This is a genomic window from Desulfotomaculum sp. (assembly GCA_003513005.1).
Taxonomy (GTDB): Bacteria; Bacillota; Desulfotomaculia; order Desulfotomaculales; family Nap2-2B; genus 46-80.
This window is the reverse complement of sequence record DOTD01000069.1, coordinates 44,237-70,000: the sequence shown is the minus strand read 5'-3', so window position 1 is coordinate 70,000 and position 25,764 is coordinate 44,237. Positions and strand designations below refer to the sequence as shown.

Sequence of the window (25,764 nt, the reverse complement as noted above, 5' to 3'; positions counted from 1 at the left end):
CATCCCGGATAGAACCTAAGCCCGTCATGATCATCACCAGGCGGTCGATTCCTATACCCAAACCGCCGGCAGGAGGCATCCCGTATTCCAAAGCACGGAGGTAGTCCTCGTCCATCATATGCGAGAGGTCATCTCCCGCCAGGCGCTTCTTAGTCTGCTCCTCAAAACGCATTCTTTGATCTATAGGATCGTTAAGCTCGGAAAACGCGTTTGCTATTTCCCTACCTAAAATATAAAGTTCAAAACGGCTGGTCAGTCTTGATTCGTTCTCCTTGCGCTTGGCCAAGGGGGATATGTCAACGGGGTAATCAATGACAAAAGTTGGCTGGATGAGTTTCGTTTCCACTCTTTCTTCAAAAACCTGATTCATCGCTGTCCCCCATGTCCCTGTTTTTTCTACTTCTAGACCTATTCCTTCCGCCGCGCGGACAGCTTCCCCGTCACTTTTGATTTCATTAAAATCAAGACCGGTATATTCTTTTACAACTTCGGTCATTGAAACTCTTTTCCAGGGACGAGACAGGTTAATTTTCTGTCCTTCGCAGTCTATCAATGCACTGTCTAAAATAAATTTGCCAACAGTGTCTATCAATTCTTCAGTCAAGTCCATCATATCCGCGTAGTCCGCGTATGCCTGGTAGAGTTCCAGCATGGTAAATTCGGGGTTGTGCTTTGTAGAAATACCTTCGTTTCTGAAGTTGCGGTTAATTTCATAGACCTTTTCAAAGCCCCCGACCAGCAGCCGTTTTAAGTACAGTTCAGGGGCAATCCGAAGGTAAAGATCAATGTCAAGCGTATTGTGGTGAGTAATGAAAGGCCGGGCAGCGGCGCCTCCCGGAATGGGATGCATCATCGGAGTCTCGACTTCCAGAAAACCCCTGTTCTCAAGAAACCTTCTAATCTCCTGGATTATCTTGCTTCTTATGATAAATGTTTTTTTAACATCCGGGTTTACGATGAGATCTAGGTAGCGCTGCCGGTAACGAAGTTCGATATCTTTTAAACCATGCCATTTTTCGGGGAGTGTACGCAGGCATTTAGATAGAATAACAAAGTTATTTACTGCAATTGTTACTTCCCCGAGACGGGTTTTAAAAACGCTTCCTTCCACACCCAGAATGTCGCCAAGATCCACTTTTCCAAAAAGGGCATAAGATTCTTCACCAATCTCGTTGGATCGCAAGTAGATCTGAATGCGGCCGGATAAATCCTGCAAATCAGCAAAAGTTGCTTTACCGTGACCGCGCCTGGCCATCAAACGCCCGGCGACAACCACCTGCTGTCCCTGGCAGATCTCGTAATTTTCCTTTATTTCTTCAGCTTTGTGGGTTCTCTCAAAACGCCCCCCGTACGGGTTTATCCCCTTTCCCTTGATTTGGGACAACTTTAAACCCCGCAGGTAAAAGGTTTCATTTTCGTCCTCATTTGAAAAAGAACAGTCTTGTCCCACAATATTTCCCGCCCCTGGCCGATCCATCAGTTTCTCTCCTTAAGTCAAGAGTTTAGGAAACATCCATGATTTCGAATTTAACAAGCCCGGCCGGGACGCTGATTTCGACAACGTTTCCCTTGCGTTTGCCCAGGATGGCCTTGCCAACCGGAGATTCGTTGGAGATTTTCTTTTCCATCGGATCGGTTTCTACCGAACCAACAATTGTATATTCAAACTCGCCGCCGTCTTCCATGTCTCTTAAGACAACAGTCGAACCTACTCCAACTTCTCCCGTCGCCGCCGATTCCCCGTCAATAATCCGGGCATTCCGCAGCATTTTTTCTAAAGTTAGAATTCGGCCTTCAATAAAAGCCTGCTCATTTTTAGCGTCTTCATATTCGGAATTCTCAGTAAGATCACCAAACTCCCTGGCCTGTTTGATCCTTTGAGCTACTTCCCGCCGACGAAGAGACTTCAAGATGTCCAGCTCTTCTTCCAGCTTTCTTAATCCTGAAGGAGTAAGGAGCACCTCTTTGCCTTTTTCTTTTTTCACAAGCTTTACTCTCCAGTTATATTCAGGCTTTTCGTCACAATATATGCATACTGAGCTGCTTTATGCCAAACTAAAACCCGTAATTAGCTCGAAAGCACTGCTTTTTCTTTAAGCAGTGCCTTGATTGTTATTTTAACACATTATAAGAAGCACCCGTTTCTTTGTCAAGGTGAACTTTAAGAATTATTCACCTTTACCAAATCTTGTGTAAGTAAAAGAGCAAGCTCCTTAACCGATTCTGCCCCGTTAATTTTTTGCCGCATCAATGCTGCTCCCGGCAAACCCTTAATGTACCAGGCTGCGTGCTTACGCATCTCCAGGAGGGCAATTTTATCGCCTTTGGTTTGGGAAATAAGTTCCAGGTGTCTTAAAGCGGTATTGAGCTTTTCGTAAAATGGGGGATATGGAAGAAGTTCATCTGTAGCTAAATAATGAATCGTTCTTGAGAAGATCCAGGGATTGCCAAGAGCCGCCCTGCCGATCATTACTGCGTCACAGCCCGTTTCATCCAGCATCATCCTGGCATCTGCCGGTTTTTGAATGTCTCCATTACCGATAACGGGAATTGTTAAGGCATCTTTTACCGATTTGATGATCCCCCAGTCAGCCCGTCCTGTGTAATACTGGGATTTAAGGCGTCCATGAACAGTTACTGCCGCAGCGCCGGCAGCTTCCGCTAAAAGCGCTACTTCTACAGCATTGACCGAGTTCTCATCCCATCCCTTACGCATCTTCACAGTTACGGGAACATTTACACTGGAAACAACCTCCCGTACAATCCGGGCGGCCAGTTCCGGATTTCTCATTAGAGCTGCGCCGGCGCCGTTTCGAACAACTTTTGGCACAGGACAGCCCATATTCAGGTCAATAAGATCAGCTCCCGCATCCTCGGCAATTTTTGCAGCTCTGGCCATGTTCCCGGGATTAGAACCAAAAATCTGGACCGACAAAGGCCCCGCTTCACCTACGTGATTCAAAAGCAGCAACGTTTTCGGGTTGCCGTACAAAAGAGCCTGATCGCTGATCATTTCAGTGCAAACCAGAGCACACCCGGCTTCTTTTGCCAGGATCCGGTAAGCCTGGTCGCTGATTCCGGCCATAGGAGCCGCTATAACCTGGTTAACCAGCCTGACATTACCGATTGCGTTCATAGATAATCCGCAGTCCGGTCAAGGTAAGCAGCGGATCCACCTGGTCAATAGCGCTCGTTTCCTGAGCAATTAATTCTGCCAATCCCCCTGTGGCAAGAACAAAGGCGCTGCCTCCCAGCTCTTTTTTCATGCGCCTGACGATCTCATCCACCTGACCGGCAAAACCGTAAACAATACCCGATTGAATGCTGTGCACAGTATTTTTCCCGATAACTGAAGGCGGGCGCACAAACTCAACTCTCGGCAACTTGGCAGCCCTTATAAAAAGAGCCTCTGTAGAAATGCTTACTCCCGGTGTAATCGCGCCGCCAAGATATTCTCCTTTAACCGAAACGGCGCAAAATGTCGTTGCCGTGCCAAAATCAACAATCACCAGAGGGCCGCCGTATAGTTCATAACCAGCAACAGCGTTTACAATCCGGTCAGCGCCGACTTCTCTGGGATTATCATAATGTATGGCCAGCCCTGTTTTAATACCCGGCCCAACAACCAAAGGAATAATCCCGAAGTACTTATGCGCCACCTGTTCAAGTGAAAACATCAACGGTGGAACAACCGAGGAGATGACTAAATCTTCAATTTCTTCCAGGGATATGCCTCCAGAAGCAAGCAATTCACGCAGCAGCATGCCGTATTCGTCAGCGGTACGCGCGGGCAGCGTAGAAAGACGCCAGTGGTTAAGCAGTTCCTTCCCTTTGTAAACCCCAAGCACAATATTTGTATTCCCTACATCGAAAACCAGAATCATAACGAGGAGCCCTCCCTCCTGCCTGCCTGCAGATCAAGTCCTCCCTGAAGAGAAACATCTCCCGCAACAAATCCTTTCAAGCTGCCGTCCTTAAGGCGCAGGATCAGATTGCCGCGATCATCAACATCTTCAGCCCAGCCTTCGAAGACGTCTTTTATGCCGTTTACCCTGATCATCTTGTTTAACATAACGCACATCTCTTTCCAAAAACGTAAAATTGGCTGGAATCCGTTTTGCAGCCATAACTTATACAGCTGTTCAATTTCCATTAAAATTTCCTGAAGTAAAACCGTCCTTTTTACAGGCTGGCCTGTGTATATTTTCAGAGAAGTAACGGTATCTTCCAGCTCACTGGGAAATTCTTCAACATTTACGTTGATGCCTATTCCTATAATCAGGTAATTAATCCTTTCTATCTCGGCGCTCATTTCCGAAAGTATGCCGCAAATCTTCTTCCCGTCAAGCAAAATATCATTAGGCCATTTTATCCCTGCTTCAACATTTGCGATTTTACGGATAGCCCTTGCCACCGCCACTGCCCCCAGCATGGTAAGCGTGGGAGCATCCGAAGGATTAACCGGCGGAAAAAGAACGATTGAGAACCAGATTCCCTTGCCGTACGGAGAAAACCAATTCCTCCCCAAACGGCCTTTTCCTCCCGATTGTTCCTCAGCAATTACAAGAGCGCCGTCGGGACAACCGCGGTCCGCCAGTTCTCTTGCCGTTTCATTTGTTGAGATTGCATGTTCGTAATAATAGACTTTCCTGCCGATAAACTCCGTATCCAGGCCGTCGCGGATTTCTTCCGGATAAAGACGATCAGGCACGCCAAGCAACTGGTAACCTGCATGCGGCAAGGCTGCAATCTCGTATCCGCTTGCCCGCAAAGTCTGGATATGTTTCCAAACCGCAGTACGGGAAATCCCTAAATTCCTGCAGATAATCTCACCTGAAATGAATTCCGGTGAAGACTCTTTTAATAAATGCAAGACACGTTCCTTCATAACTATCCTTTACCGCTCAATACCCTCCCTGGGTAAGACACCTTTCTTATAATAATGTTTGATCTCGGCCATTTCGGTTACCAGGTCAGCGTTTTGAATAAGTTCGGAAGGCGCGTTCCTTCCCGTTAATACCAGTTCAATATGCCCGGGTTTTTCCTTAATCAGTTTAAGGATGTCTTTTAGTTCAACCAGTTTGAAATACATGGCTGTATTTATTTCATCCAGAATAACAATGCTGTATTCGTCCGAGGATATAACTGCTTTAATTTTCTCAATTCCTTCTTCAGCCAACTTGAAATCATCCGCAGCCGGAGGGTTCAAGGGACTGAATAGAGTTCCCCGCCCATACTGTTCAATAGTGATAAATTTACTGACCATTTTTGCGGATACTAATTCAGAACTGGACGAACCCTTCATAAACTGCCCCATGTATGTCCTTAAGCCACAGCCCATTGCTCTGAAAGCTAAACCCAAGGCTGCCGTAGTCTTTCCTTTGCCATTACCAGTATAAACCTGTACGTACCCTTTTTCCAGCCTGGTAACGATTATTTTTCACCCTTTTAGCGAGTCTTTTTACGCCAATTAGTATTCCCTCTTTGGGCTTTAAACTCCTGCTCTTGAAAAATGTTTCCGGATCAGCCGCCTGCTTAGGCAGGCGGATTTGTTGCCACTTGCAAAGCGATATCTGGTGTGCTAACATAATAAATATAAGAAATACCCTGCTATGTGCGTGGTTGCTTTGAAGTTTTGATCCAACAAGATCAAAAGGGAGCCCGGCTCTGATTGTGGCTTGTACGCCTAATTTAGGACACAACAGGCAGTCAGGAGGACACCCACCTAGTTAGACTGGGTTCAGAAAACTTGGGTAATCACGGCATTGGTGGGGTTACTTATTGACAAAGCATTTATCATAACATATAATTTGCTTGATAATGAAAAATGTGGTAGCTTTTGAAAGGTGGGAAAAAAATGCCCGATGAAAAAATCAAGGTTTTAAACGAAGATAGCTTCAACTCTTTTTTAGGCTCCACTGACATTCTTGTACTGGTTGATTTCTGGGCGCCCTGGTGCGGACCCTGTAAAATGTTCGGACCAGTAATAGAAGAGGTAGCTAAGGAATACGAAGAAAAAGTCCAGGTTGCCAAGATAAATGTCGACGAAAGTCCCAACATATCTGTCAATCATAAAGTATCAAGCATTCCAACAATAATTTTGTTCAAGAAAAACCTGGAAGTAGAACGTTTGGTAGGTTATAAAACAAAAAACGAACTTAAAAGGATTATCGAAAAGCATTTATAAAAGAAAAGTTTTAATCACCCAATAACCGACAACATAACCAAGTCCGAAGCCCCGGCCATACCGCAAGCCGGGGTTTTAATTTTCCTTCCAAAGTGTATTTGGAATAAGTAAAAACATTTTTCATAAATCATTTGTTAAAAAAAGTATTATTTCGTTAGAAAAATGACCATACTATTAACAAAACTTCATTACCCAATTAGGAGGTGAGAACATGACAGAAATCAGCCTGCCGGAATACTTTACGAAAGTAAACGACCGTTTGCCCGGAGAAGCCGAGCGTGTTTTAAAAGCTCTGGTGGAAGAAGGAAGTATGAATAAAGAAGATCTTTCATTAACAGCCAGAGTAAAAAGAGCCGTTTTGGATCATGTGGTTATGCAGCTTTTCGCTCTTGGACTGGTTGACGTTTCAACAGAAGGTAAAAGCAAAATTTGCAGTTTAACCAGACTGGGCGGTGACTTTTTCCAACTTATTACAGCTGGTTGATACAAATCAACCGGCTGTAATAATAATTGACTGGTTGCACCCTTCCCGTTTTCCGCATATTTAAGATATAATTATAAAAGCACGCAACTATCTTAAAAATTATTTTTCAATAGTGAGTCCGATAGGCACGGCATTATCAACGCTCTCTCCAGTGCTCCACGCCGACAGCAGCACGGCTTGCTTCGGATCGGACTAGCGGTGCTGCAAAGGCGGCATGAATGTCTATTTTGGAAATGGGAGGTCTGCCGGTGGACAATTTGTTTCTTAATGCTCTTGAAGACAACCTGTCGAACGAAGCGCCTCTTGCGGAAAGGATGCGGCCGCGATCCTTGGCCGAGTTCGAAGAGCAAAGTTCCATCGTTGGAAAAGGCACGCTGCTCCGACGCACAATTGAAACAGACAGCCTGCAATCGATTATCCTTTACGGGCCTCCGGGAAGCGGAAAAACTACCCTGGCCAGGATTATAGCCCGCTTGACCCGCTCACGCTTCGCCACAATCAGCGCAGTGATGGCCGGAGTTGCTGATCTTCGCCGCGTTATCGAAGAGGCAAGGGAACTGCGCGCTCATTACGGGCAGAAAACCATCTTGTTCATTGATGAAATACACAGGTTCAACAAATCCCAGCAGGATGCCCTTCTTCCAGCCGTGGAAAACGGTTTAATTACCCTGATTGGTTCTACAACAGAAAACCCGATGTTTTCGGTAATCCGCCCTTTACTAAGCCGCACCAGGCTCTACCGTTTAACATCCCTCTCCGATCAGGCCATTATTAGAATACTCAGGCGCAGCCTGGCAGACAATGAACGGGGACTGGGAAAAATCCCGGCCGAAATTGAGCCGGATGCTGTAGCTTACCTGGCCCGGGCTGCCAATGGCGACGCCCGTGCGGCATTGAATTACCTGGAGCTGGCGGTTCTGAGCTCCCCGCCTGATGAAAACGGAACCAGAAAAATAAACCTGACTGTCGTCCAGGAAGCAAGCCAGCGGCATGTGCCCGGCTACAATAAAGCCGATGAACATTATGATGTTATTTCCGCATTCATCAAGAGCATGCGCGGATCAGACCCCCAGGCAGCGTTGTATTGGCTGGCCCGCCTTATTTATGCCGGTGAATCAGTTGAATTTATCTCCAGAAGGATTATTATCCATGCCTGTGAGGATATCGGCCTGGCGGATCCGCAAGCGCTTGTGCAGGCGGTGTCGGCCGCACAAGCCGCTTCCATGGCCGGCTTTCCCGAAGCCAAAATTATTCTTGCTCAGGCAGCCATTTACATATCCCTGGCGCCAAAAAGCAATTCTGTTGTCAAAGCAATCGATCGAGCCATGGAGGCTGTGGAAAAAGAGAGGGCCAACCCTGTCCCGCCGCACCTTAGAGACGCCAGTTACCGGGGAGCCGCTTCCCTTGGACACGGTGTAAACTACAAGTATCCTCATAATTACCCTGACCACTGGGTAAATCAGCAATATTTACCGGAGGGCCTCGAGGACTATATTTTTTATGAACCTTCAGAACAGGGCGAGGAGAGAAAGACAAAAAAGTAACAAGCCGTTCGCTGTTGACAAAGCCGTGCTCTTTAGGACGGCTTTACTGAGTACTCACTTCTGTACTTCAATAAGGTCTTCCCTAAACTCAACCGCCTTTCCAACAATACTTGCTTCTTCAATACCCCTTAAATGCAGCAATTCAACCAGCTTTTCAGCTTTTTCAGGTTCCAGGGCAATAAGCAGGCCGCCGGAAGTCTGGGGATCAAGCAAGACAATACGCTCAGCTTTTGTTAGATCGGGAGCGAAATGTATTTTGTCCGCAAAGAAATCGCGGTTATTGTAAGCTCCCGCCGGAATAAGGCCCTGCGCGGCCAACTGCAGGGTAAAAGGCAGCAGGTTTATTTTGCTCTTGTAAAAAACCAGGCTGACCTCGCTTGCCTGCGCCATTTCAACAGCATGGCCCAGCAAGCCAAAACCGGTGATATCGGTACAGGCATGGGCTCCTACTTCTCTCATTGCTTCCGACGAATCCCGGTTAAGGGACGCCATGCACGTTACAAACCTGGAATAGGCCTCGCCAGGAAACATGTCCGCTTTGACGGACGTACTGGCAATCCCCGTTCCAATAGGCTTTGTAAGAACCAGCAGATCTCCCGGCTTTGCCCCGGAGCTGGCGATTATTTGATCCGGATGGGCCAATCCCGAAACGCACAGGCCGTATTTAGGCTCATCATCCGAAACGGAGTGTCCGCCGGCAATTATAGCCCCCGCCTCCTGCACTTTATCCGCCCCGCCTTTTAAAATTTGGACGAGAACATCCTGGGACAGACAACTGGGGAAACAAACTATATTCAAAGCCAGCAGCGGGCGGCCCCCCATGGCGTAAATATCGCTTAACGCATTGGCTGCGCTGATCTGTCCGAATAAGTAGGGATCATCGACAACAGGCGTAAAAAAATCCACCGTCTGAATCAGCGCAAGTTCATCGGAAATTTTATAGACCGCCGCGTCATCAGGTATGTTTAAGCCGACCAAAAGGTTCGCATCTTCAAATTTAGGCATTTGCCGCAGCACCTGCGACAGGGTTTCCGGCCCTATCTTGGACGCTCACCCGGCAGCTTTAGTCATCTGGGTCAACTTTACTTCCTGCATCAACAATCACCTCCTTGCCGGAATTTACTTTTATATTATACCTTTTTCACAGGCGTTGAAAGTATTCTTTGTAAATTAAAAGCTTCTTATGAGATCTAATCTTAGAACAAAATTCTTTATAAAAAAATCAGGGAGATACCCTGATTTTTCGAGATATATGAGAGAAGGGACTGATCATCAATCAATCAGATAGGCTACCTCTGCATTGGCAGTGATTTCAATCTGACCCGGGTTAATATCCGTGGCCGCGCCGCCTCCAAGGCTGAGCTGGACCTCTTTCTTTCCATAGTAAATCGGCGTCGGCTGATTACCAAACCAGCTTCCGCTTGCCGATTTAACACCGACTATTTTCTTTCCCAGAGAAGCAGCGATCGTATCCGCCTTAATCCGGGCGTCAGAAACAGCCTGCCTCAGGGCCTGGATTTTTTGTTCCGTGCTGTTGTTCGCGTAGAAGTTTATATTTTGAACCCGGTTAATCCCGTTCTTTACCGCAAGATCGATTATGGCGCCTATTTTATCAAGGTTGCGTATCGTTACTTTAATCTCGTTGGTGACTTCGTATCCGGTGAGCTTGGGCGGTTGGTTTTCTTTGTAAACATAATTCGGATAAAGGCTGTAATTAAGAGTACTGATGTCAGCAGCCGCAATTCCGTTTCCCTGTAAAGCGGCTATAACCTTATGTGATATTTCGACGTTGGCGGCCTGGGCATTTTGAGCCTCGGCAGCGTCTGTTACAACCGCAAAATCAATCTCCGCAGTATCGGGAGCAACCTTAACCGTCCCTTCCCCAGTCACCGTTATGGTATTCGCCGGCAAATCCTTGTCCTGGGCCAAACATGTACCGCAGAAACTCAGCAAAACAAAAAGAACCAACAAAGTTATTAAAAAAGGTCTCGCTTTAAACAACATCCCCACTCCCTTGTTTTTGGATTGCCGTACTTTTCGAATCCACCTCCTTAAATTTCAACCTTCAAATTGTTAGACGTTTTGAACAGGGCAATTGTTCCAAATTTTCGAGCCATTTTTTATAAAAACTTGAATTTTTTTAAAGCAGTCGCAATGTGTTAAGTCTTGACTCTCATTTATGAACGTATTATTGTTTCAATATGGTTTCATAATTGCAGTAACCATTCAGTGAACCCGGCAGATAACAAGAATACTAGCGCCGCCCTTCGATTATCTGCTTTAACAGATGATTAAGAAAGTTATCAGCAATTGAATTAGAGACGTTTCTTCAACCTGTTTTTCTGAATGTTTACCGAAATTAAATAATTATAAAAAAGGAGCAAAAAAATGGTCGATACTTCTAGTATTCCGGCTGACATAATTTTATGCAACGCTAACATAATAACCATGGACGAAAAAAGGCCGGGCGCGGAACTGGTCGCCGTCTCGGGCAATAAAATCATTGGCGTCGGCGGCAACGATGATTTGGAAAAGTTTAAAGGACCAAATACCCAAATCATTGACTGTGGTTTACAAACAATTATTCCCGGTTTTAACGACGCCCACTGTCATCCTCTTTCCTTCGCCGCAACCTTGCTCTATGTAGACTGTTCTCCCTCGAAAGCAGCCAATATTTCTGAAATACAAGCCCTCATCCGCTCCCGGGCGGAACAAACACCACCCGGCAAATGGATTAGAGCAGCCAAATACGATGAAAAAAACCTGGATGAAAAAAGACCGCCCACCCGCTGGGAATTGGACGAGGCATCACCGGATCATCCTGTCATTTTAATCCATTATACCGGGAATGGCTGCGTGTTAAACAGTATAGCCCTCAAACACATAGGCATTTATGGCTTGACAGCGGATCCCCAGGGTGGGCACATAGGACGCGAACCTGATTCCAGGGAACCTAACGGTGTTATCACCGGAAGAAACGAACTTGTGGAAAAAAGAATACCCGGCATTGATCAGGAAGAATTAAAAGCGTGTGTCAAGCTGGCCACCAAACAATTACTTTCTTTTGGAATTACATCTGTTCAGGATACCGGTTGGAACAATAACCTGGGACACTGGCAGACTTTAAAACGGTTAAAGGATGACGGACACCTGCCCGTCCGGGTTTCCATGATGATTGGGACAAATGCGCTGGCAGAATTCCAGAGCGCCGGTCTTTCGATGGAGAGCGGCGATTGTGACTTGCGTATAGGCGGTATAAAGATAGCCCTTGACGAAAGTACGGGCAATCCCAATCCGCCCCAGGAAGAATTGGACTATTACGCACTTAAGGCTCACGAGGCCGGTTTCCGGATCGCGTTTCATGTTCATGATATCGTCGCTCTTGAAACAACACTGGCTTCCCTGGAATACATTTGCAAAAAGATCCCCAGGCCGGATCACCGCCACCGCCTGGAACATTGCGCCATCTGCCCGCCCGGACTGATGCGCAAACTGAAAGTAACTGAAGCGATGGTAGTTACGCAACCTGCATTTCTGCTCTACTTCGGGGAAAGCTACATTGACGCCGTCCCCTCTAAAAAACTTAGCTGGCTCTTCCCAATGGGTTCATTGACAAGCCTGGGCCTAAAAACCGCGGCAAGTTCGGATTCTCCAATGATCCCCTGCAATCCGCTGATAGGTATTTCTACGGCCGTTGCAAGAAGAACAGAAACGAATAAAATTATAGCTCCCATGGAAGCGGTTTCGCCTCTGGAAGCACTGCGGATGTATACTTTATGGGGAGCTCATGCCTCCTTTGAAGAAAACATTAAAGGATCGATCAGCCCCGGAAAGCTTGCCGATCTGGTTGTGCTCAGCGAAGACCCGACTCAGACAGCGCCTGAAAACATTCCCGGAATTAAATTTCTTTTAACGATGGTTGACGGAAAAATTGTCTGGCAGGCCTAGGTTTCAGTTTAAATACGTAAAAAATAACCCCGGTATATATTATTTATTGTCGATTTTTTTAGGTGGAAAATACAGTAGACAAAAACTATAATTAAAAAAATTTATTTAAAGAATATAAAAAAATAACGCAAGAAGACAGATGCACTTAAAAAACCTGGGGGGTATTTATGTGCTTAAAGATGAACATTACATACTCGTCGTTGACGATAATGTAAGTGTAAGGCGCCTGTTATTCGAAATCATCAGCAATGAAGGATACAAGGTAGAAACAGCCGGAAGCGGAATTGAAACAATCCAGATGGTAAATTCCAATATACCTTCCTTAATTCTCCTGGACGTTAAGATGCCGGGTATGAGCGGTCTTGAAACACTGGAAAAACTTAGGGTTTATGCGCCGGGCGTACCCGTAATCATGATGACTGCCTATAGTGAAATGGACGCTTGCCAGGAGGCAAAAAACCGCGGCCTGGTGCGGGAATATCTTAAAAAGCCTTTTGAGATAGATGAACTGCGATTTTTGATAAAAAATATCATGCACGAAAAAATAGCCTGACTTGAATTTTGAAGAATTAACTTGAAAACTATTATAAGAAGTTTGATAATCTTACAGGTGTCAGGATGGTTCCTATCATTTTCAGATTAATTAAAGCAAAAGTACTCTTTAGCCTTTTTATGCTTTCGGCATTGGGGCATTTTCACTCCTACAGTATTACACGGGAACAGATGAAAATCGGCTTGCCTGAACGTCAGGTAGCCATCTTGATGTATCACCATATAAACGACTTCTATGCAGCAAAAGGTAATATAAGCACAAAGCTTTTTATACAACATTTAAACATGCTGCAAAAAGAAGGTTACCATGTAATTTCCGTGGATAGTTATGCAAAATTTCTGGAAGGTAAAGGTGATATACCCAGGAAAAGCGCGATCATCACTTTTGATGACGGGTACGAATCATTCTATAAATACGCTTATCCTGAATTGTCCAAAAGACATCTTCCGGCTACTGATTTTATAATTGTTGGTCTAGTAGGTAAAACAAACGGCAATTTACATTATTTAACCTGGGCGCAAATGAAAAAATGCAGCAGCATGAAATGACTTTTTATCCTCATGCCTATATGTCCCATCATTATACCCGTATATATCCATACTCCAGATTAAAACATGTATAACCGGACGGGCCTGGCTGCCCGATAAAAAAAGATTTGAAACTGAATCGGAGTATGAAAACAGGGTTGCAGATGATCTGCTGAAGGCAAAAGAAATTATGGAATCCGAACTGGGAAGGCCGATGGATGTTATAGCATGGCCATATAGACAGGATAGCCCCGAATCATTTAAGATAGCCAGTCTGTTGGGCTACAAATTTTTTTATTACGTAGATAACAGATTTTTTATGGTATATATACTAACCTTTCTTTATATGAAAATATGCTTGATAATTCATTGGTAAGATAAATGAAACAAAAAAAATTGCTCCCCCCCCTGGGCCAACCTGCTTTATCCTATACTACTATTCCTTGGCGGTTGTACAATCGTAGTACACCTTGCGCAGGGGCATCAATTGTTAAAGATCTTGTACGAAAGTACCTGGTGGCTGATTATTGTGGCAGCTCTTTTTCAGGTATCAATAATCCTCAACCAGAGCGCTTTGTACAGATATGTTCGATTACCTGGCGTTTATAATTTTATTGATTCCAGCGCTGTTCTATATACTGTTTCATGGTGTACTTAAGGGATTTTCGTATTTTTCTGCACTCTTGTTTTTGTATTTCTTTACGGTTTATTCGGATTTTACCTTTTAGACAGGCATTTTCATGATCATTTCAACCTTTTTGAATCCTCCCGGCAGTCACTGTTATTCCTGCTCTGGATAGGAGAACCTCCCGGCCATCATCTAACCCATATAGCACGCTGGTTCCTGGATTCATTTGACGTTATTGAGATATTAGGACTTGTTTACGGTGTGAGCATGATTTTGCGGCCAGTTATTTACCGCAGGAGCATTCTGCCTTATGAGAGAAAACGGGCACTGAACATACTTACTAAGTTTGGTCATTCTTCTTTAGCTTACTTAACCCTTCTCCCCGACAAATTCTATTTTTTTAGCAATTCCGGCAGAAGCTATGCAGCATATACTCTTGTCGGCAATGTTGCCATTGTCCTTGGCGATCCGATCGGTCCCAAGGATGATATAAGTAAACTGGTTAATGAATTTAAAGAAACTTGCTTAAAAAACGACTGGCATTCAGTATTTTATCAAGTTTTGCCCGAATATTTAACAATATACCATGATTTAGGGTTTAAAAGCATAAAAATAGGCGAGGAAGCTATTATTGACTTGGAAAAGTTTTCTATGGAAGGAGGTCAGCGGAAAGGTATCAGGCAATCTGTCAACCGCTTGAGCCGCAAAGGATTTAAAACGAAAATAACCGAACCACCGCTGGATGATCTCACCCTGAAACAATTAAAGGAAGTTTCTGATGAATGGCTGCATTTGCAGCATGGGAGCGAAAAAAGATTCTCCCTTGGCTGGTTCGACGCACAATATCTTAAAAACTGCACCGTTATAGCGGTTTCTGAGGCATAGGACAAAATAGTTGCTTTTGCAAACCTTATCCCTGAATACAACCTTAACGAAGGGACTATAGATTTGATGAGGCGAAGGGACAAGGAAAGCGGAATTATGGATTTTTTATTTGTACGCCTGATTGAATATTTTAAAGAACAGGGATATCAAAGCTTCAATCTTGGCCTTTCCCCTCTGGCAGGTGTAGGAATAAAACCTGAGGACAGCCTCCAGGAAAAATTTTTAAATTTTTTCTATGACCACTTTAACCAATTGTACTCCTTTAAAGGCTTGCACTATTTTAAAGACAAATTTGATCCTTTTTGGGAACCGCGTTATTTAATTTATCTTAATCCTATTTTCTTACCCAAAATTGGCATTGCCATTACAACGGTAAACGCCGGAGGGAATCTCCTGAAAACCTACCTGGCAGCGTGGTGGAGCAAAAAACGTTCTGCTGGTTAATTAAGAAGCTGTGTCGAATTTTGTCGCACAATTTATTAAGGAGCTGAGGAGGGAAATTAATCAATTTGTTTAATTTTATTAAGTAAAAGGGTGTCCTGAACTCGTGATCCAGGGCTAAAAATAGCACAGGAAAAAATAGAATAATTCTTTTTAGTATAAGGCGCCCTTAAGCAAAAGGGAGAATAGGGAAACCGGTGACGCTTTTAAAGCAGAATCCGGTGCGGACCCACCACTGTAAACGGCGACAATTTTCCACACTCTAAGTTCACATAGAGTTGCCACTGTGCGTAGAGCATGGGAAGGCGGAAATGAGGATGAGCCGCAAGCCAGGAGACCTGCCTTATACTATTTAATGGACGAAGGGGAATTTATATCGTCTATTATTTTAACATTAAGCGGTGACTTTCAAGATGGGAAAAGTCTCTTAGCAAATGCTGGGAGACTTTTTTGATGGTATTTTCATAATGATAACAGGCCGCAAATATATCTTTTTGAAAGAGAGGGGAATACCAATGTTCAAAGTCTGGGGAACAGCATAACCACAAATTTTTTAGTCTACGGTTTGTTAGCTAAAAAATAAATAATAAAAAGTTAAAAAAATACGGAGGCCCATGGTGATGAATATTTACAGGAATCGAGAAATCAACAGAATATTGGCGATATTAATATCAATAACTATCCTGGTTACAGCAATATTTCCTCTCTCACCTTCATTATTTCAGGGTAACATAGGAAAAGCATTTGCGGATGATTCCTTTGATAACTTGGCCGTCAAGGCGGTCAGGAACATCTACAGCTTGTACCAGGAAGGACTGGCGGTAGACGGGGGATATGGACATATTGGCGCCTATGACGCCTACATCTTAAACCAGGCCGGCGCAGACGTAAGCAGTTGGGTATACCAGGGTTCAAGTTTAAAAGACGGGATATTAAATCTGATCGATGAGACAATTTTTAAAGAAGAAACAGCGAACAAATCCCCGGCAAAACGTGTGGCGCAGGAATTCCAGGCGGCAGAAGCTTTCGTGGATAACAGAGCCGATCAATTGCTGACTATCCTAAAAAACCGGCAGACTGCCGGCGGCAACGGTTCATTCGATGCCGGCCTCTATGGTATATACAGCAATATGCCTGCTTTTGAGGCTTTAGGACGGGTGGAAACTATTGCCGAGCTTAATACGGCGGAGGCCATCAGCTATATCCTTGGCAGCCAGGACCCTGATACAAAGGCCTGGCCTGCAGAAGACGCTCCTAATTGGATTACGAACGACTTCATGACAACAACTCAGGCAGTAAGGACATTAGTCTATCTGGAGCCTTTCGCCGGGGAGAAAACCGATGCTGTCCGGACAGCGATAGAAGGAGCAAAAATCTGGCTTCAGGACCGCCAGAAAGCTGACGGTAGTTTTCGGGATGAGGCAGGTTTTGATGACCCGCTGGTCGATACGGCAGAAGCAATCCTGACCTTGGACCGCCTGGGTCTTGCTCCTGACGCATGGACAACGGAAGGCAAAAGCGCCGTTGACTACATGAGGAATAATGCCTTAAATGAAGACGGGACTTTTGGGTCTTCCAGGAACCTGGCCGATGGCGCCTGGGCCCTGGACGCCTATCTTGCACTGGGCGGAAGCGTGCATCGGGAAACGGCGCTGGGGATAAAGGTGACACCGGAGGAAGCAGAGATTTCTGTAGGCAGTACACAGCAGTACGAGGCCCAGGTCTCGCAAATGAACGGCGCCGTCAATGATGCTAGTTCGATAGCGACCTGGACGGTCGATAATACCGGCATCGCTGCGGTGGATAATAAGGGAATTGTCACCGGAGTAGCTGCAGGAAGTACTGTGGTTAAGGCGGTTTACCAGGGTGTCTGTGGAACCGCCAGTGTCACTGTGGAAGCTAACGGCGGCGGGGGTACGTCTCAGCAGTATACTACGGTTTTCGTGAAAGTAACAGGCAAGTCGGGTAATACTTTATTTCCCAAAACAACCGTGTACCTTTCAGCCAATGATGTCCATGGCGTGACTCCGGTGGGAGCCCTTGATAAAACCGGCTTGAGCTACAGCTATGATTCTGTTGATTATATTCACACTATTGACGGGCAGGGACCCGAGGGAACGAACGGCTGGATGTATAAAGTAAATCAAGTAACGCCAGGAATTGCTGCCATAAAATATGAATTAGCCGATAATGATCAGGTTTTATGGTACTACAGCTCATACACGGAAAATACATCCGGCGGGAGCGGGGATTCTGCCCTGATACCTCCTCAAGATAAAACAGTAGATGAAATTATCGTGGAAGCCCTGGAAAAGAATCAAGAAATCAAGATTAGCCTGGAAAACAGAAAAAATAACATAGTTGAGATAGCGCCAGACAGTATTAATAAACTTAATGAAACGAACAAGGAAATGACCCTGACCAATAAGGGCCTAGAAATAAAATTTGCTTCAAACGCCCTTGATACGGAACAGTTAAAAAAGTCTTTCAGTGAAGGCAAAAGCATAGTGCAATTAGGAGCCAGGAATCTAACAGATTCTGAAAAGCAGGAAATTCTGGCCAAGGCGAAAACAGACCAATTCAGCGGGCTTTTTGACATTGGTGGCAATATCGCAGATCTCACTGCTCAAATTACTAAAGAAAGCAGCGCCGGCGCAAAAGAAACAGTAACAATCAATAGTTTTAACGAACCTGTTCAAGTGAGCCTTGATTTATCCGGCGCCGCCTTAAGAGATGAAGATATTGCCAAACTGACGGCGCTGCGGTATGAAAAAGACACCGCCGGGAATATAGTTCCCGTAAAATTGGGCGGAAGTTATGACCCGGTGACAAAAACATTTTCTTTTTATACCGGGAATTTCAGTTGTTATGGAGTTGTTAAAGCTGCAGACCTGGTGACGATGAGCATGGGAATCAATATGACGGCCACAACTGTCAACGGAAAAGCAAGTTATACAGACGTTGCGCCGATCCTGCTCAACAACCGGACAATGGTTCCTCTGAGGATTGTCGCTGAGAGTTTGGGAGCGGATGTTCAATGGCAAAAGAAGACCAAAACAGTTGAAATCAAGCTGAGAAACAAGTCACTGCGCCTGGCTGCAGACAAAACCTCTCCAGGCATGGATACTCCGGTTACAATTATGCAAGGACGGGCAATGGTTCCCATCAGTTTTGTATCTGAATCTCTTGGGGCAACTGTAACCTGGTTCCCTTCCTCCCAAAGGATAGATATTGTCAAATGACAGAAATCCACCGTCATATCCTTACGGGGAATTGTTTTATAGTTTCATTTTTCTAGGGAAGTAGCTTACAGGATATTTAGATGGCTAGAAAAGAAATCTTCTTCTTAAATCCCCCGAAGGGTACCCTTCGGGGGATTTAAGTTCTCTGTATCTGTCAGGCTGCTTCAGTATTTTTAAACTAACGTTTTATTGTAAAAAACACTAATTACATAGTGGAGATATTTCAATCGTCAATCCCTTGATTAACGCCAAATTGGTCTCTATAACGAAGAAGTTTTGGATTTTGAAATGCCAAATTCACCAATTTATCAACTTTTTCAAACAGAATATCTCTATTCAGAATATCTCTATTATAACAGATTTATATCCACCATGCAATTAACGTTTTTATTGTAATAATAGAAAAGGTCTTTCCATCCGTCGAAACGACAATTGTACCGTTAATATCTGTACGATAGATCTTAACCCCCGCGTTTTTTAGCCTGTCCAGAATTTCCTGACTGGGATTTCCGTACGTGTTACCGGCGCCTACACTGATTACGGCAATTTCAGGTTCTACTTTACTCAATAACTGTTCTGTAGTCGAAGTATCACTTCCATGATTGCCAACTTTTAGGATTTCAGCAGACAAGTCACCTGTTAAAGATTTCTCCCGGGACTCCTGAGCATCCCCATCAAATAAAAACTCCATGTCACCAGTATCCAACCTGCAGACTACTGAGTTATCATTTATTTCCGTCCATGATCCTTTTGTAGTCAGTATTTGTAAAGAATTGGGGCCAAAGCTAAAGGACTGCTTATTATTGCTATTCCATATTGCATTTTCAGCCTTTACTTTTTCCTGATACAGTTTAAGGGTACTTGTATCAACCCCGCACCCGCTGTCAATAATCCTTTTTACATTAAATGCATCTAAAACAGCAGGAATTCCGCCGATATGTTCTTCGTTAGGGTTGGTAGCGATAAGAAGTTCTATATCATCGACACCCTGATTTTTCAAATAGTTAACTACTTTTGGTCCATCCTCTTTATTTCCTGGTTCAGACAGGCTGCCCATTCACCGATAGAAAGAAAGCACCTCGCTCCAGAAAGGAGGGCACAGATGGCCACCGCCAGGATAGAGATTTGGGAGTGCCGGATACCACGCTTTTTTCGGGAGTCTTTCAGCAATGCCAGGTAATCCAGCAATCCTCCCTTGCTTTCAATAGAAACCGTGTTTAAATCGACCATCGCTCGTTCCCCTCCTGTTAGTTCTGAAGGAAGAAACGGGGCGGAGAGAATTGTGGCAGCATTTTTGAGCAACGGTTTTACAAGGACGGTTTTTGACTGTCCGTGGTAGTAATAGATGCCGCCTGTACGACCATAACCCGTAGTCATGCCCAAGGGAACCCATCCGGCAGCCCGATAACAGATGGCTTTAAAGCGGCTGTGATCCATGAATGTTTCTACCATGACGATCGGGTGTCCATAGACGGTTTCCCAGTTGGCGGACAGCCGTTTGACATTCAGCGCCAGCACCCTGGATGCCAGGTTTTTGATTGATACACCTGGCAGGATAAGAAAACGCTGATTGTTGGTGATATACTGCAACCGTTCGTATTTCTGCTCATCTGACCAATTGATCCACCTATCCCGGGGGCTGCATTTCAAGGCTGCGGTACCCCAGCCGATTAGCGCTACCCACTGGCCATTGAGCAGGGCCACGTATTTAAGGTTCCTGCCTGACAGGCAGTGAAAGCCTAAATAGTGGCGCTTGGCCATTAAGGTGTTCCAGTCGTTCTCCTCTCCGGAAATGATAGGTCGTACGATCAGGTCTTTCAAGTTAGCTTATCTCTTTAATAAAATCATCTTTGACTTTTAGATAAAACGTTAATGCATCCCCGCAGGACGGATCTCCGAAACTTCCTTCAGCATCTGCATCTGGCATACTATATGCGTTTTGTGGACTCATAAAATGTTCTACCACTTTCTCTGAATAGATAGTCAATCACCCCTATCCTCATTATTCAATATGCCTCTATCGCACCTGTATCTACGACAGCCACCTTTGCCGCCGCATAACTTTCCGCGGCCGTCACAAAGACGGTATTCACCGCCCTCAATGAAAAGTACTTTCCCATTCACCAGGGATTCCGCAACTTTTTTCCGGGCATCATTGTAGGAATAGCAAGGAAGAAAGAAAATTCAGCTGCCACGCTCCTTGAAGCTCCCAAAATCATCGCTCCGATAATTGTCGCAGCAGACCGTGATGTACCAGGAATCATAGCCAGGCACTGAATCAAACCAATATAAAAGGCTGTCTTGTAATTAAGCGTCTTGATTGAATTTATATTATTCACCCTGTCTCGATTCTCAATAATAATTAACACGATGCCACCAATCAATAACGCCAAGGCAACGATCAGAGGATTAAACAATTTTTCCTCAACAACTTTACCAATGGCGCCGCCGATAAGCAAAGCAGGAATAATCCCCACAATTGTTTTTTTCCACAAATCCCAGGTCTCGCTTTTCTCTTGATTCGTCTTAGTATTGCTAAAAGGATTTATACGTTGCCAGAAATATACAACTACCGAAAGAATAGCGCCCAGCTGGATAACCACATCAAATGTATTTGCAAAATTACCCGTAAATCCAGCCAGTCTATTTACAAGTATGAGATGACCGGTTGAAGAAATCGGCAGAAACTCAGTTACACCTTCAACAATGCCCAGTATAACCGCAACTAACATGTTACTCATTATTACCTCCAGCAAATATGATTCAATCGCCAGACTATGCGATGAATGCACCAATAAAGGGGTCAACGCTTTTGAGCTTTAATTACAGCAAAAACGCCTTCCCCAGTTCCATGTTTAATTTCTTGATTCTTGTTCTCAAGAGAATATATAGTCTGCCGTTTATCAACTATTTCAAAGCCTGCTTCCTTAAGTAAATTCATTATTTCCGCAGATGAGTGTAAATTATAATAATTTAGTTAAAATCAACGCTGAATCAAATCCAAATGAAAGAGGATACATATGGAAAAAACTTGATGATCCTGTTGATTTTCAAAACAAGCGCCTCCTCCCGTTACCGTTGCCAGCGCCGCCGTTTCCTCCGCCGTTAGCAACCGGCTGACTAACTATAGCCGGTTGCTGCATCCAGCCCGGCGGCTCGTCAGTTGCCCAATCGGGTAAGGTATTCATGTTTTTTTCAGCCTGCCCGGCTTCGGGCATTACGCTGCCCGGCCTTGCCTCACCGCTGCTTTTATTCTGCCTGCCGTTCTCGGCCGGCTGCGTTTGCTGCCTGGTTGCCGGCACAGCCTGGCGAGTGTACCCCTGTGCCAGTTGGCGGCCTTCGGGTGGGAGGTTGTCATCATCAAGTTCCCCACGGTATGCCGCCGCCCCGATGCCGAAAAACGCGATCGCCTTCTTGATGGCATTGGTTAACGCTCCTTTTCGGGTGTCAGTTTTAAGCGCGGAAACATGGCCGCCCGGTGTCTTCGGTGTTTCAGCCAGGACTTGAAAGCCGGCCGGCGTCCAGTTGCCGAGCCGGATGATTACGTCATACCCTACCTCGTAAGCCTTCCGGCCGCTGCTGTACTCCCCTTGTTCGCAAAAAACTTCCTCTGCAATTATGCGCCAGTGCCCCAGGCCGGCTATGTTATTCATCTTATCTATGCAATACTGGTAGCCGTACCCGTCAGTGTCGTAGCCTTTTTGGGTCTCGCTTCTTTTGGTGCGTTGAATCGCGTCGAAGGGAAGCTCACTGCAAAAATCCCTGTAAAGCTCCGGCAGATCCAGCAGTGTGAGTTCCCCTGGCAGCAGGCCGATTGGCTGCCCGTCGCCGGCAGCGCCGCTATAGCCGCTCTCGTTTTATTAACCATTTAACTAGCCTCCTTCTCATTGGTTTAAATGATCAATAAAATTTATGCCATAGCAAATGAGCAGGACAAGCGGTACACGCAGGCAAGCAAGGAACTCATGAAAAATATTCGGGCAATAGATGCCAGGATGGATAAAATCGTCAAACAGGTATTAGACGGAGCTGCCTGGCGGCCATTCGACAGAGCGATCAGGAAGTTGCAGAAACAAAAAGACGAACTGGAAGAGCAGCTTAATAACCTGCCCAAACAACCGCCGCAAAGGATCACACGGGAAATGATCCTCGAATACTTCAGCAGGTTTAAAACAGCCATCCTCGACCGTGTCGATAGTGAGAAGAAAAAAACAATCGTGGACAACTATGTCCACGAAATCACTGTTTCCGACGATATCCAAGTTGTTTTAAAATTAAATATAGGTACGGATAACGCTGGTGCCGGAGACCGGACTTGAACCGGTACGAAGGGTAACCTTCGAGGGATTTTAAGTCCCTTGCGTCTGCCAATTCCGCCACTCCGGCAAAAACCTCATTTATTAAGTTAACATACGGGGCTGTTATTTGTCAATTGGTAAACCTTTAAGCAAGAAAACCAAAGGAACATGGTGTTTTCGCCAGCTAACGGCCAAAATATTTTTCATCGGGACCATTTTATGGTACTCTATTTTTGTTATGAACAAAAATGAGATCAGAAAACAAACTTTAGCCGCGCGGATGGCTCTTTCCCATGAAGAAGTCAGCCTGAAAAGTTCTCTGATTACAGAGAGAATTCTTTCCCTGGAAGAATACCGCCGGGCAAATGTGATTATGACTTACCTCGATTTCAGAAACGAGGTAAAAACAGGCGAACTTATCCAAAGAACAATGAAAATGGGCAAAAAGATTGCCGTTCCCGCAACCGACAAAAAAAATATCCGTCTAAGACCATCACTTTTACTGGCTTACCCTGGTGATTTATCTCCCGGAGCGTGGGGAATTCCGGAACCTGCCCCCGGTCGTTTCCGCCCGGTTGAACCCGGTGAGATAGACATTGTTATTGTGCCCGGCGTTACCTTCGATGAGAAAGGGAACAGGATTGGCTATGGCATGGGATTTTTTGATCGTTTCTTAAATGAAACCGATGCCTTTTCTATAGCCCCGGTCTTCGAAATGCAAATCAAGCCCGCTTTTTCCCCGGGGCCGCACGACCGCCCCGTGGACTGCCTGGTTACCGAGGAAAGGGTAATTTACGTAGCATCCGCCCATAAATCAACCTGAACACCGTACCTTAGCAGAAAATCTATCCCTTCACTTGTTCCCTTATAATCCCGGCGCACTACCGCCCGGCTGAAATCGCAGCTTACGATCAGTTTGGCGCAGGTAACGCAGATATCAGCATTTACATAAATAGTACCGCCCCTGACCGCCAGCCCGCGCTTTGCGCAAAGGCAGATGGCGTTCTGTTCGGCATGCATGCAAGGCTTGAAATCTTCCCTGCCCGCCTGAGTTTTTAAACAGATTCCCGTGTCGCAGCAATGAGCCTCGCCGCTGACTACTCCATTATAACCGTGGGAAATAATCCGCCTGTCCACCACAACAACAGCGCCTACCTTTTTGCGCAGGCAGGTAGAACGGCGCGAAATTACCTCCACAACATCCATGTACACTTCATCAAATGAGGGACGTTGAATGGTCATGCGTTATGATAACCCTTCATACAACGGGTACTTAATACAGAGATTCTGGACAACCCCGGAACACTGCCGGAGTTTTTCTTCATCATCCCTGTTGTTTATCGCCTGGCTGATAACTTCCGCCACCTGTTGCATATCAGTTTCGTCCAAACCACGGGTGGTTACTGCGGGAGTTCCTATCCGGATGCCGCTTGCTATGGCGGGCGGCCTTGGATCAAATGGAATTGCGTTTTTATTCACGGTTATACCAACCCTGTCCAGAACTTCCTCCGCCTGTGCGCCGGTTATATCCGTGCTCCTTAAATCTACCAGAATCAAATGTGTGTCCGTTCCGCCGCCGACGAGGTTAAAACCTTTCTGCAGCAGAGCTTCCGCCAGGGAACTGGCGTTTTTGACAACCTGGCGCTGATAGGTAACAAATTCAGGCTGCATTGCTTCCCAAAGAGCCACCGCTTTGGCGGCGATCACATGCATCAAGGGACCTCCCTGGAGACCCGGGAAAAGAGCCCTGTTTATCTTTGTAGCATATTCCTCCCGGCATAAAATCAGCCCGCCGCGAGGCCCGCGCAGAGTCTTATGGGTGGTCGTCGTAACAATATCGGCATGCGGAACCGGATTCGCGTGCTCACCTGCGGCAATAAGGCCGGCAATGTGCGCCATATCAACCATCAGCAAGGCGCCCACCTGCCGGGCAATCTCCATAAACCGTTCAAAATCAAGTGTGCGCGGGTAAGCGCTGGCGCCGGCGACAATTAACTGAGGTTTGCATTCAAGAGCAATTTTCAGCACCTGGTCATAATCAATTACTCCGCTTTGTTCATCCACACCATAGTGAACAATATTATAAAATTTTCCTGACATGCTTAAAGAGCTTCCATGGGTCAGATGCCCGCCGTGGGCAAGGCTCATGCTCAGGATTGTATCACCCGGTTTAAGAAGCGCCATATAAACTGCGAGGTTGGCCTGGGTACCGGAATGGGGCTGGGCGTTAACGTGTTCTGCGCCAAAAATTTGTTTTGCACGGTCAATTACCAGCTGCTCCGCCATGTCAACATACCGGCAGCCGCCGTAATAACGCTTTCCCGGATACCCCTCGGCGTATTTGTTTGTTAAAACCGAACCCTGCGCTTCCAATACGGCCAGACTTGCCGAATTTTCGGAAGCGATGAATTCAAGGGCATCCTGCTGCCGTCTTATTTCCAGGTTGATTACCCTTGCGATCTCCGGATCTACTGCTGCTAAGGAATCTTTGAACATACCTATTTCCCTTTCCGCTCACAGAGCAATAATCTATATTTTAATATATTTGTTCTCAATTTGTGCTATTTTTTCTGTCCGCCGGGCATGGCGGCCGCCTTGAAAGACCGCTTTCAGCCACACATCAACTATTTCCCTGGCCAGGCCGGGGCCAATTACTCTCTCCCCAAAGGTTAGAACATTCGCATCATTGTGTTCCCTTGACGCCCGCGCAGAAAACGTATCGTGGCACAAAGCCGCCCTTACCCCAGGCACTTTGTTAGCAGCCATGGAAACACCTATTCCCGTGCCGCAGCAGATAATGCCCAGATCATATTCCCCGGAACGGACCGCCTCGGCGACAAGAAGGGCAAAATCAGGGTAATCTACCGGCTCCTGCGCTGAAAAAGAACCAAAATCATGATAAGACAGGTTGTTTTCTTTTAAATATGAAATTATTTCTTCTTTGAGCTTCCATCCGGCGTGATCCCCGCCGACTGCAACTCGCAATTTTTCCGGTACCTCCTTACTGCCAAGTTTTATTTTACTGAA

General features: G+C 45.6%; 31 protein-coding genes, 1 tRNA gene, 1 other RNA gene and 1 riboswitch (1 of these 34 running past the window's edge). Of the genes, 13 read left to right on the top strand and 20 right to left on the bottom strand.

Annotated elements, in window-relative coordinates; translation table 11 throughout:
* The 7 genes from lysS to DEH07_08420 all read right to left on the bottom strand — a co-directional run.
* A protein-coding gene (gene lysS, locus DEH07_08450) for a lysine--tRNA ligase (GenBank protein ID HBY04539.1) crosses the window boundary here: on the bottom strand, positions 1–1,477 show its 5' portion. The gene continues 62 nt to the left of window position 1, outside the view; 1,477 of the gene's 1,539 nt are visible here — the first part of the coding sequence; the start codon lies at positions 1,475–1,477; its stop codon lies beyond the left edge, outside the window.
* Positions 1,478–1,502: 25 nt separating this feature from the next.
* Entirely contained in the window at positions 1,503–1,985 is a 483-nt protein-coding gene (locus tag DEH07_08445) for a transcription elongation factor GreA (protein ID HBY04538.1), read from the bottom strand.
* Between the two features lie 176 nt (positions 1,986–2,161).
* Positions 2,162–3,136: a tRNA dihydrouridine synthase DusB gene (locus tag DEH07_08440; protein ID HBY04537.1), complete on the bottom strand. Its 975-nt coding sequence runs from the start codon at positions 3,134–3,136 to the stop codon at positions 2,162–2,164.
* On the bottom strand, positions 3,120–3,884 hold the full coding sequence (locus DEH07_08435; GenBank protein ID HBY04536.1) for a type III pantothenate kinase: 765 nt from the start codon (positions 3,882–3,884) through the stop codon (positions 3,120–3,122). Before DEH07_08435 ends, DEH07_08440 begins: the two co-directional genes overlap by 17 nt.
* Entirely contained in the window at positions 3,881–4,888 is a 1,008-nt protein-coding gene (locus DEH07_08430; GenBank protein HBY04535.1) for a biotin--[acetyl-CoA-carboxylase] ligase, read from the bottom strand. Before DEH07_08430 ends, DEH07_08435 begins: the two co-directional genes overlap by 4 nt.
* 9 nt (positions 4,889–4,897) lie before the next feature.
* The gene (locus DEH07_08425; GenBank protein HBY04534.1) at positions 4,898–5,422 is read right to left on the bottom strand and encodes a cob(I)yrinic acid a,c-diamide adenosyltransferase; all 525 of its coding nucleotides are present in this window, start codon (positions 5,420–5,422) and stop codon (positions 4,898–4,900) included.
* A complete protein-coding gene (locus tag DEH07_08420) occupies positions 5,388–5,588 on the bottom strand; it encodes a hypothetical protein (protein ID HBY04533.1) in 201 nt (66 codons plus the stop codon). Before DEH07_08420 ends, DEH07_08425 begins: the two co-directional genes overlap by 35 nt.
* A gap of 13 nt (positions 5,589–5,601) precedes the next feature.
* Between DEH07_08420 and ssrS the strand changes: the two genes are divergently transcribed.
* The 4 genes from ssrS (at position 5,602) to DEH07_08400 (ending at position 8,215) form a co-directional block, all read left to right on the top strand.
* A non-coding RNA gene (gene ssrS / locus DEH07_08415) (6S RNA) lies at positions 5,602–5,779 on the top strand.
* A gap of 78 nt (positions 5,780–5,857) precedes the next feature.
* A complete protein-coding gene (gene trxA, locus DEH07_08410; protein HBY04532.1) occupies positions 5,858–6,187 on the top strand; it encodes a thioredoxin in 330 nt (109 codons plus the stop codon).
* A gap of 211 nt (positions 6,188–6,398) precedes the next feature.
* A complete protein-coding gene (locus DEH07_08405) occupies positions 6,399–6,671 on the top strand; it encodes a transcriptional regulator (GenBank protein ID HBY04531.1) in 273 nt (90 codons plus the stop codon).
* Positions 6,672–6,889: 218 nt separating this feature from the next.
* Entirely contained in the window at positions 6,890–8,215 is a 1,326-nt protein-coding gene (locus tag DEH07_08400) for an AAA family ATPase (protein HBY04530.1), read from the top strand.
* 54 nt (positions 8,216–8,269) lie between these two features.
* Here the strand turns inward: DEH07_08400 and selD are convergent, their stop codons facing one another.
* Together selD and DEH07_08390 are read right to left on the bottom strand one after the other, a co-directional pair.
* On the bottom strand, positions 8,270–9,310 hold the full coding sequence (gene selD / locus DEH07_08395; protein HBY04529.1) for a selenide, water dikinase SelD: 1,041 nt from the start codon (positions 9,308–9,310) through the stop codon (positions 8,270–8,272).
* A 177-nt stretch (positions 9,311–9,487) separates the two neighbouring features.
* Positions 9,488–10,219 carry a hypothetical protein gene (locus tag DEH07_08390; GenBank protein HBY04528.1) on the bottom strand — a complete coding sequence of 244 codons (732 nt, stop codon included), beginning with the start codon at positions 10,217–10,219 and terminating at the stop codon, positions 9,488–9,490.
* A gap of 384 nt (positions 10,220–10,603) precedes the next feature.
* On the opposite strand from DEH07_08390, the gene DEH07_08385 reads away from it, so the two are divergent.
* The 7 genes from DEH07_08385 to DEH07_08355 all read left to right on the top strand — a co-directional run bounded on the left by DEH07_08385 (position 10,604) and on the right by DEH07_08355 (position 18,439).
* Entirely contained in the window at positions 10,604–12,163 is a 1,560-nt protein-coding gene (locus DEH07_08385; GenBank protein HBY04527.1) for a hypothetical protein, read from the top strand.
* Positions 12,164–12,302: 139 nt separating this feature from the next.
* Positions 12,303–12,716, top strand: a complete 414-nt coding sequence (locus tag DEH07_08380; protein ID HBY04526.1) for a two-component system response regulator — start codon at positions 12,303–12,305, stop codon at positions 12,714–12,716.
* Between the two features lie 65 nt (positions 12,717–12,781).
* Positions 12,782–13,264 carry a hypothetical protein gene (locus DEH07_08375; protein ID HBY04525.1) on the top strand — a complete coding sequence of 161 codons (483 nt, stop codon included), beginning with the start codon at positions 12,782–12,784 and terminating at the stop codon, positions 13,262–13,264.
* 43 nt (positions 13,265–13,307) lie between these two features.
* Positions 13,308–13,619, top strand: a complete 312-nt coding sequence (locus DEH07_08370) for a hypothetical protein (GenBank protein ID HBY04524.1) — start codon at positions 13,308–13,310, stop codon at positions 13,617–13,619.
* Positions 13,620–14,138: 519 nt separating this feature from the next.
* Positions 14,139–14,756 carry a hypothetical protein gene (locus DEH07_08365; GenBank protein HBY04523.1) on the top strand — a complete coding sequence of 206 codons (618 nt, stop codon included), beginning with the start codon at positions 14,139–14,141 and terminating at the stop codon, positions 14,754–14,756.
* 6 nt (positions 14,757–14,762) lie between these two features.
* The gene (locus tag DEH07_08360) at positions 14,763–15,200 is read left to right on the top strand and encodes a hypothetical protein (protein ID HBY04522.1); all 438 of its coding nucleotides are present in this window, start codon (positions 14,763–14,765) and stop codon (positions 15,198–15,200) included.
* 141 nt (positions 15,201–15,341) lie between these two features.
* Positions 15,342–15,558: riboswitch (cobalamin riboswitch) on the top strand.
* A 253-nt stretch (positions 15,559–15,811) separates the two neighbouring features.
* Positions 15,812–18,439 carry a hypothetical protein gene (locus DEH07_08355; protein HBY04521.1) on the top strand — a complete coding sequence of 876 codons (2,628 nt, stop codon included), beginning with the start codon at positions 15,812–15,814 and terminating at the stop codon, positions 18,437–18,439.
* Between the two features lie 361 nt (positions 18,440–18,800).
* Here DEH07_08355 and DEH07_08350 read toward each other — a convergent pair whose 3' ends face one another.
* The 7 genes from DEH07_08350 to DEH07_08320 all read right to left on the bottom strand — a co-directional run bounded on the left by DEH07_08350 (position 18,801) and on the right by DEH07_08320 (position 22,307).
* On the bottom strand, positions 18,801–19,439 hold the full coding sequence (locus tag DEH07_08350) for a hypothetical protein (protein HBY04520.1): 639 nt from the start codon (positions 19,437–19,439) through the stop codon (positions 18,801–18,803).
* A gap of 8 nt (positions 19,440–19,447) precedes the next feature.
* Positions 19,448–20,260: a hypothetical protein gene (locus DEH07_08345; GenBank protein HBY04519.1), complete on the bottom strand. Its 813-nt coding sequence runs from the start codon at positions 20,258–20,260 to the stop codon at positions 19,448–19,450.
* A 1-nt stretch (position 20,261) separates the two neighbouring features.
* Positions 20,262–20,426 carry a hypothetical protein gene (locus DEH07_08340; GenBank protein ID HBY04518.1) on the bottom strand — a complete coding sequence of 55 codons (165 nt, stop codon included), beginning with the start codon at positions 20,424–20,426 and terminating at the stop codon, positions 20,262–20,264.
* The gene (locus DEH07_08335) at positions 20,423–20,623 is read right to left on the bottom strand and encodes a hypothetical protein (GenBank protein ID HBY04517.1); all 201 of its coding nucleotides are present in this window, start codon (positions 20,621–20,623) and stop codon (positions 20,423–20,425) included. Before DEH07_08335 ends, DEH07_08340 begins: the two co-directional genes overlap by 4 nt.
* The gene (locus DEH07_08330; protein ID HBY04516.1) at positions 20,560–21,183 is read right to left on the bottom strand and encodes an undecaprenyl-diphosphatase; all 624 of its coding nucleotides are present in this window, start codon (positions 21,181–21,183) and stop codon (positions 20,560–20,562) included. The genes DEH07_08335 and DEH07_08330 overlap by 64 nt, the downstream gene beginning before the upstream one ends.
* Positions 21,184–21,489: 306 nt before the next feature.
* A complete protein-coding gene (locus tag DEH07_08325) occupies positions 21,490–22,092 on the bottom strand; it encodes a hypothetical protein (protein ID HBY04515.1) in 603 nt (200 codons plus the stop codon).
* A 5-nt stretch (positions 22,093–22,097) separates the two neighbouring features.
* Positions 22,098–22,307: a hypothetical protein gene (locus DEH07_08320; protein ID HBY04514.1), complete on the bottom strand. Its 210-nt coding sequence runs from the start codon at positions 22,305–22,307 to the stop codon at positions 22,098–22,100.
* A gap of 97 nt (positions 22,308–22,404) precedes the next feature.
* Between DEH07_08320 and DEH07_08315 the strand changes: the two genes are divergently transcribed.
* Positions 22,405–22,758, top strand: coding sequence for a hypothetical protein (locus DEH07_08315; protein ID HBY04513.1), 354 nt, complete (start codon positions 22,405–22,407; stop codon positions 22,756–22,758).
* On the opposite strand, the gene DEH07_08310 is transcribed toward DEH07_08315, so the two are convergent.
* Positions 22,737–22,825 (bottom strand) — tRNA-Leu (locus DEH07_08310). The two genes, DEH07_08315 and DEH07_08310, sit on opposite strands and share 22 nt — an antisense overlap.
* A gap of 150 nt (positions 22,826–22,975) precedes the next feature.
* Here DEH07_08310 and DEH07_08305 point away from each other — a divergent pair.
* Entirely contained in the window at positions 22,976–23,560 is a 585-nt protein-coding gene (locus tag DEH07_08305; protein ID HBY04512.1) for a 5-formyltetrahydrofolate cyclo-ligase, read from the top strand.
* Here DEH07_08305 and DEH07_08300 read toward each other — a convergent pair.
* The 3 genes from DEH07_08300 to rpiB are packed head-to-tail and all read right to left on the bottom strand — an operon-like array spanning position 23,530 to position 25,722.
* On the bottom strand, positions 23,530–23,979 hold the full coding sequence (locus DEH07_08300; protein HBY04511.1) for a CMP deaminase: 450 nt from the start codon (positions 23,977–23,979) through the stop codon (positions 23,530–23,532). The two genes, DEH07_08305 and DEH07_08300, sit on opposite strands and share 31 nt — an antisense overlap.
* A 3-nt stretch (positions 23,980–23,982) precedes the next feature.
* The gene (locus DEH07_08295) at positions 23,983–25,233 is read right to left on the bottom strand and encodes a serine hydroxymethyltransferase (protein HBY04510.1); all 1,251 of its coding nucleotides are present in this window, start codon (positions 25,231–25,233) and stop codon (positions 23,983–23,985) included.
* Positions 25,234–25,266: 33 nt separating this feature from the next.
* Positions 25,267–25,722, bottom strand: a complete 456-nt coding sequence (gene rpiB, locus DEH07_08290; protein HBY04509.1) for a ribose 5-phosphate isomerase B — start codon at positions 25,720–25,722, stop codon at positions 25,267–25,269.
* Between the last annotated feature and the right edge of the window lie 42 nt (positions 25,723–25,764).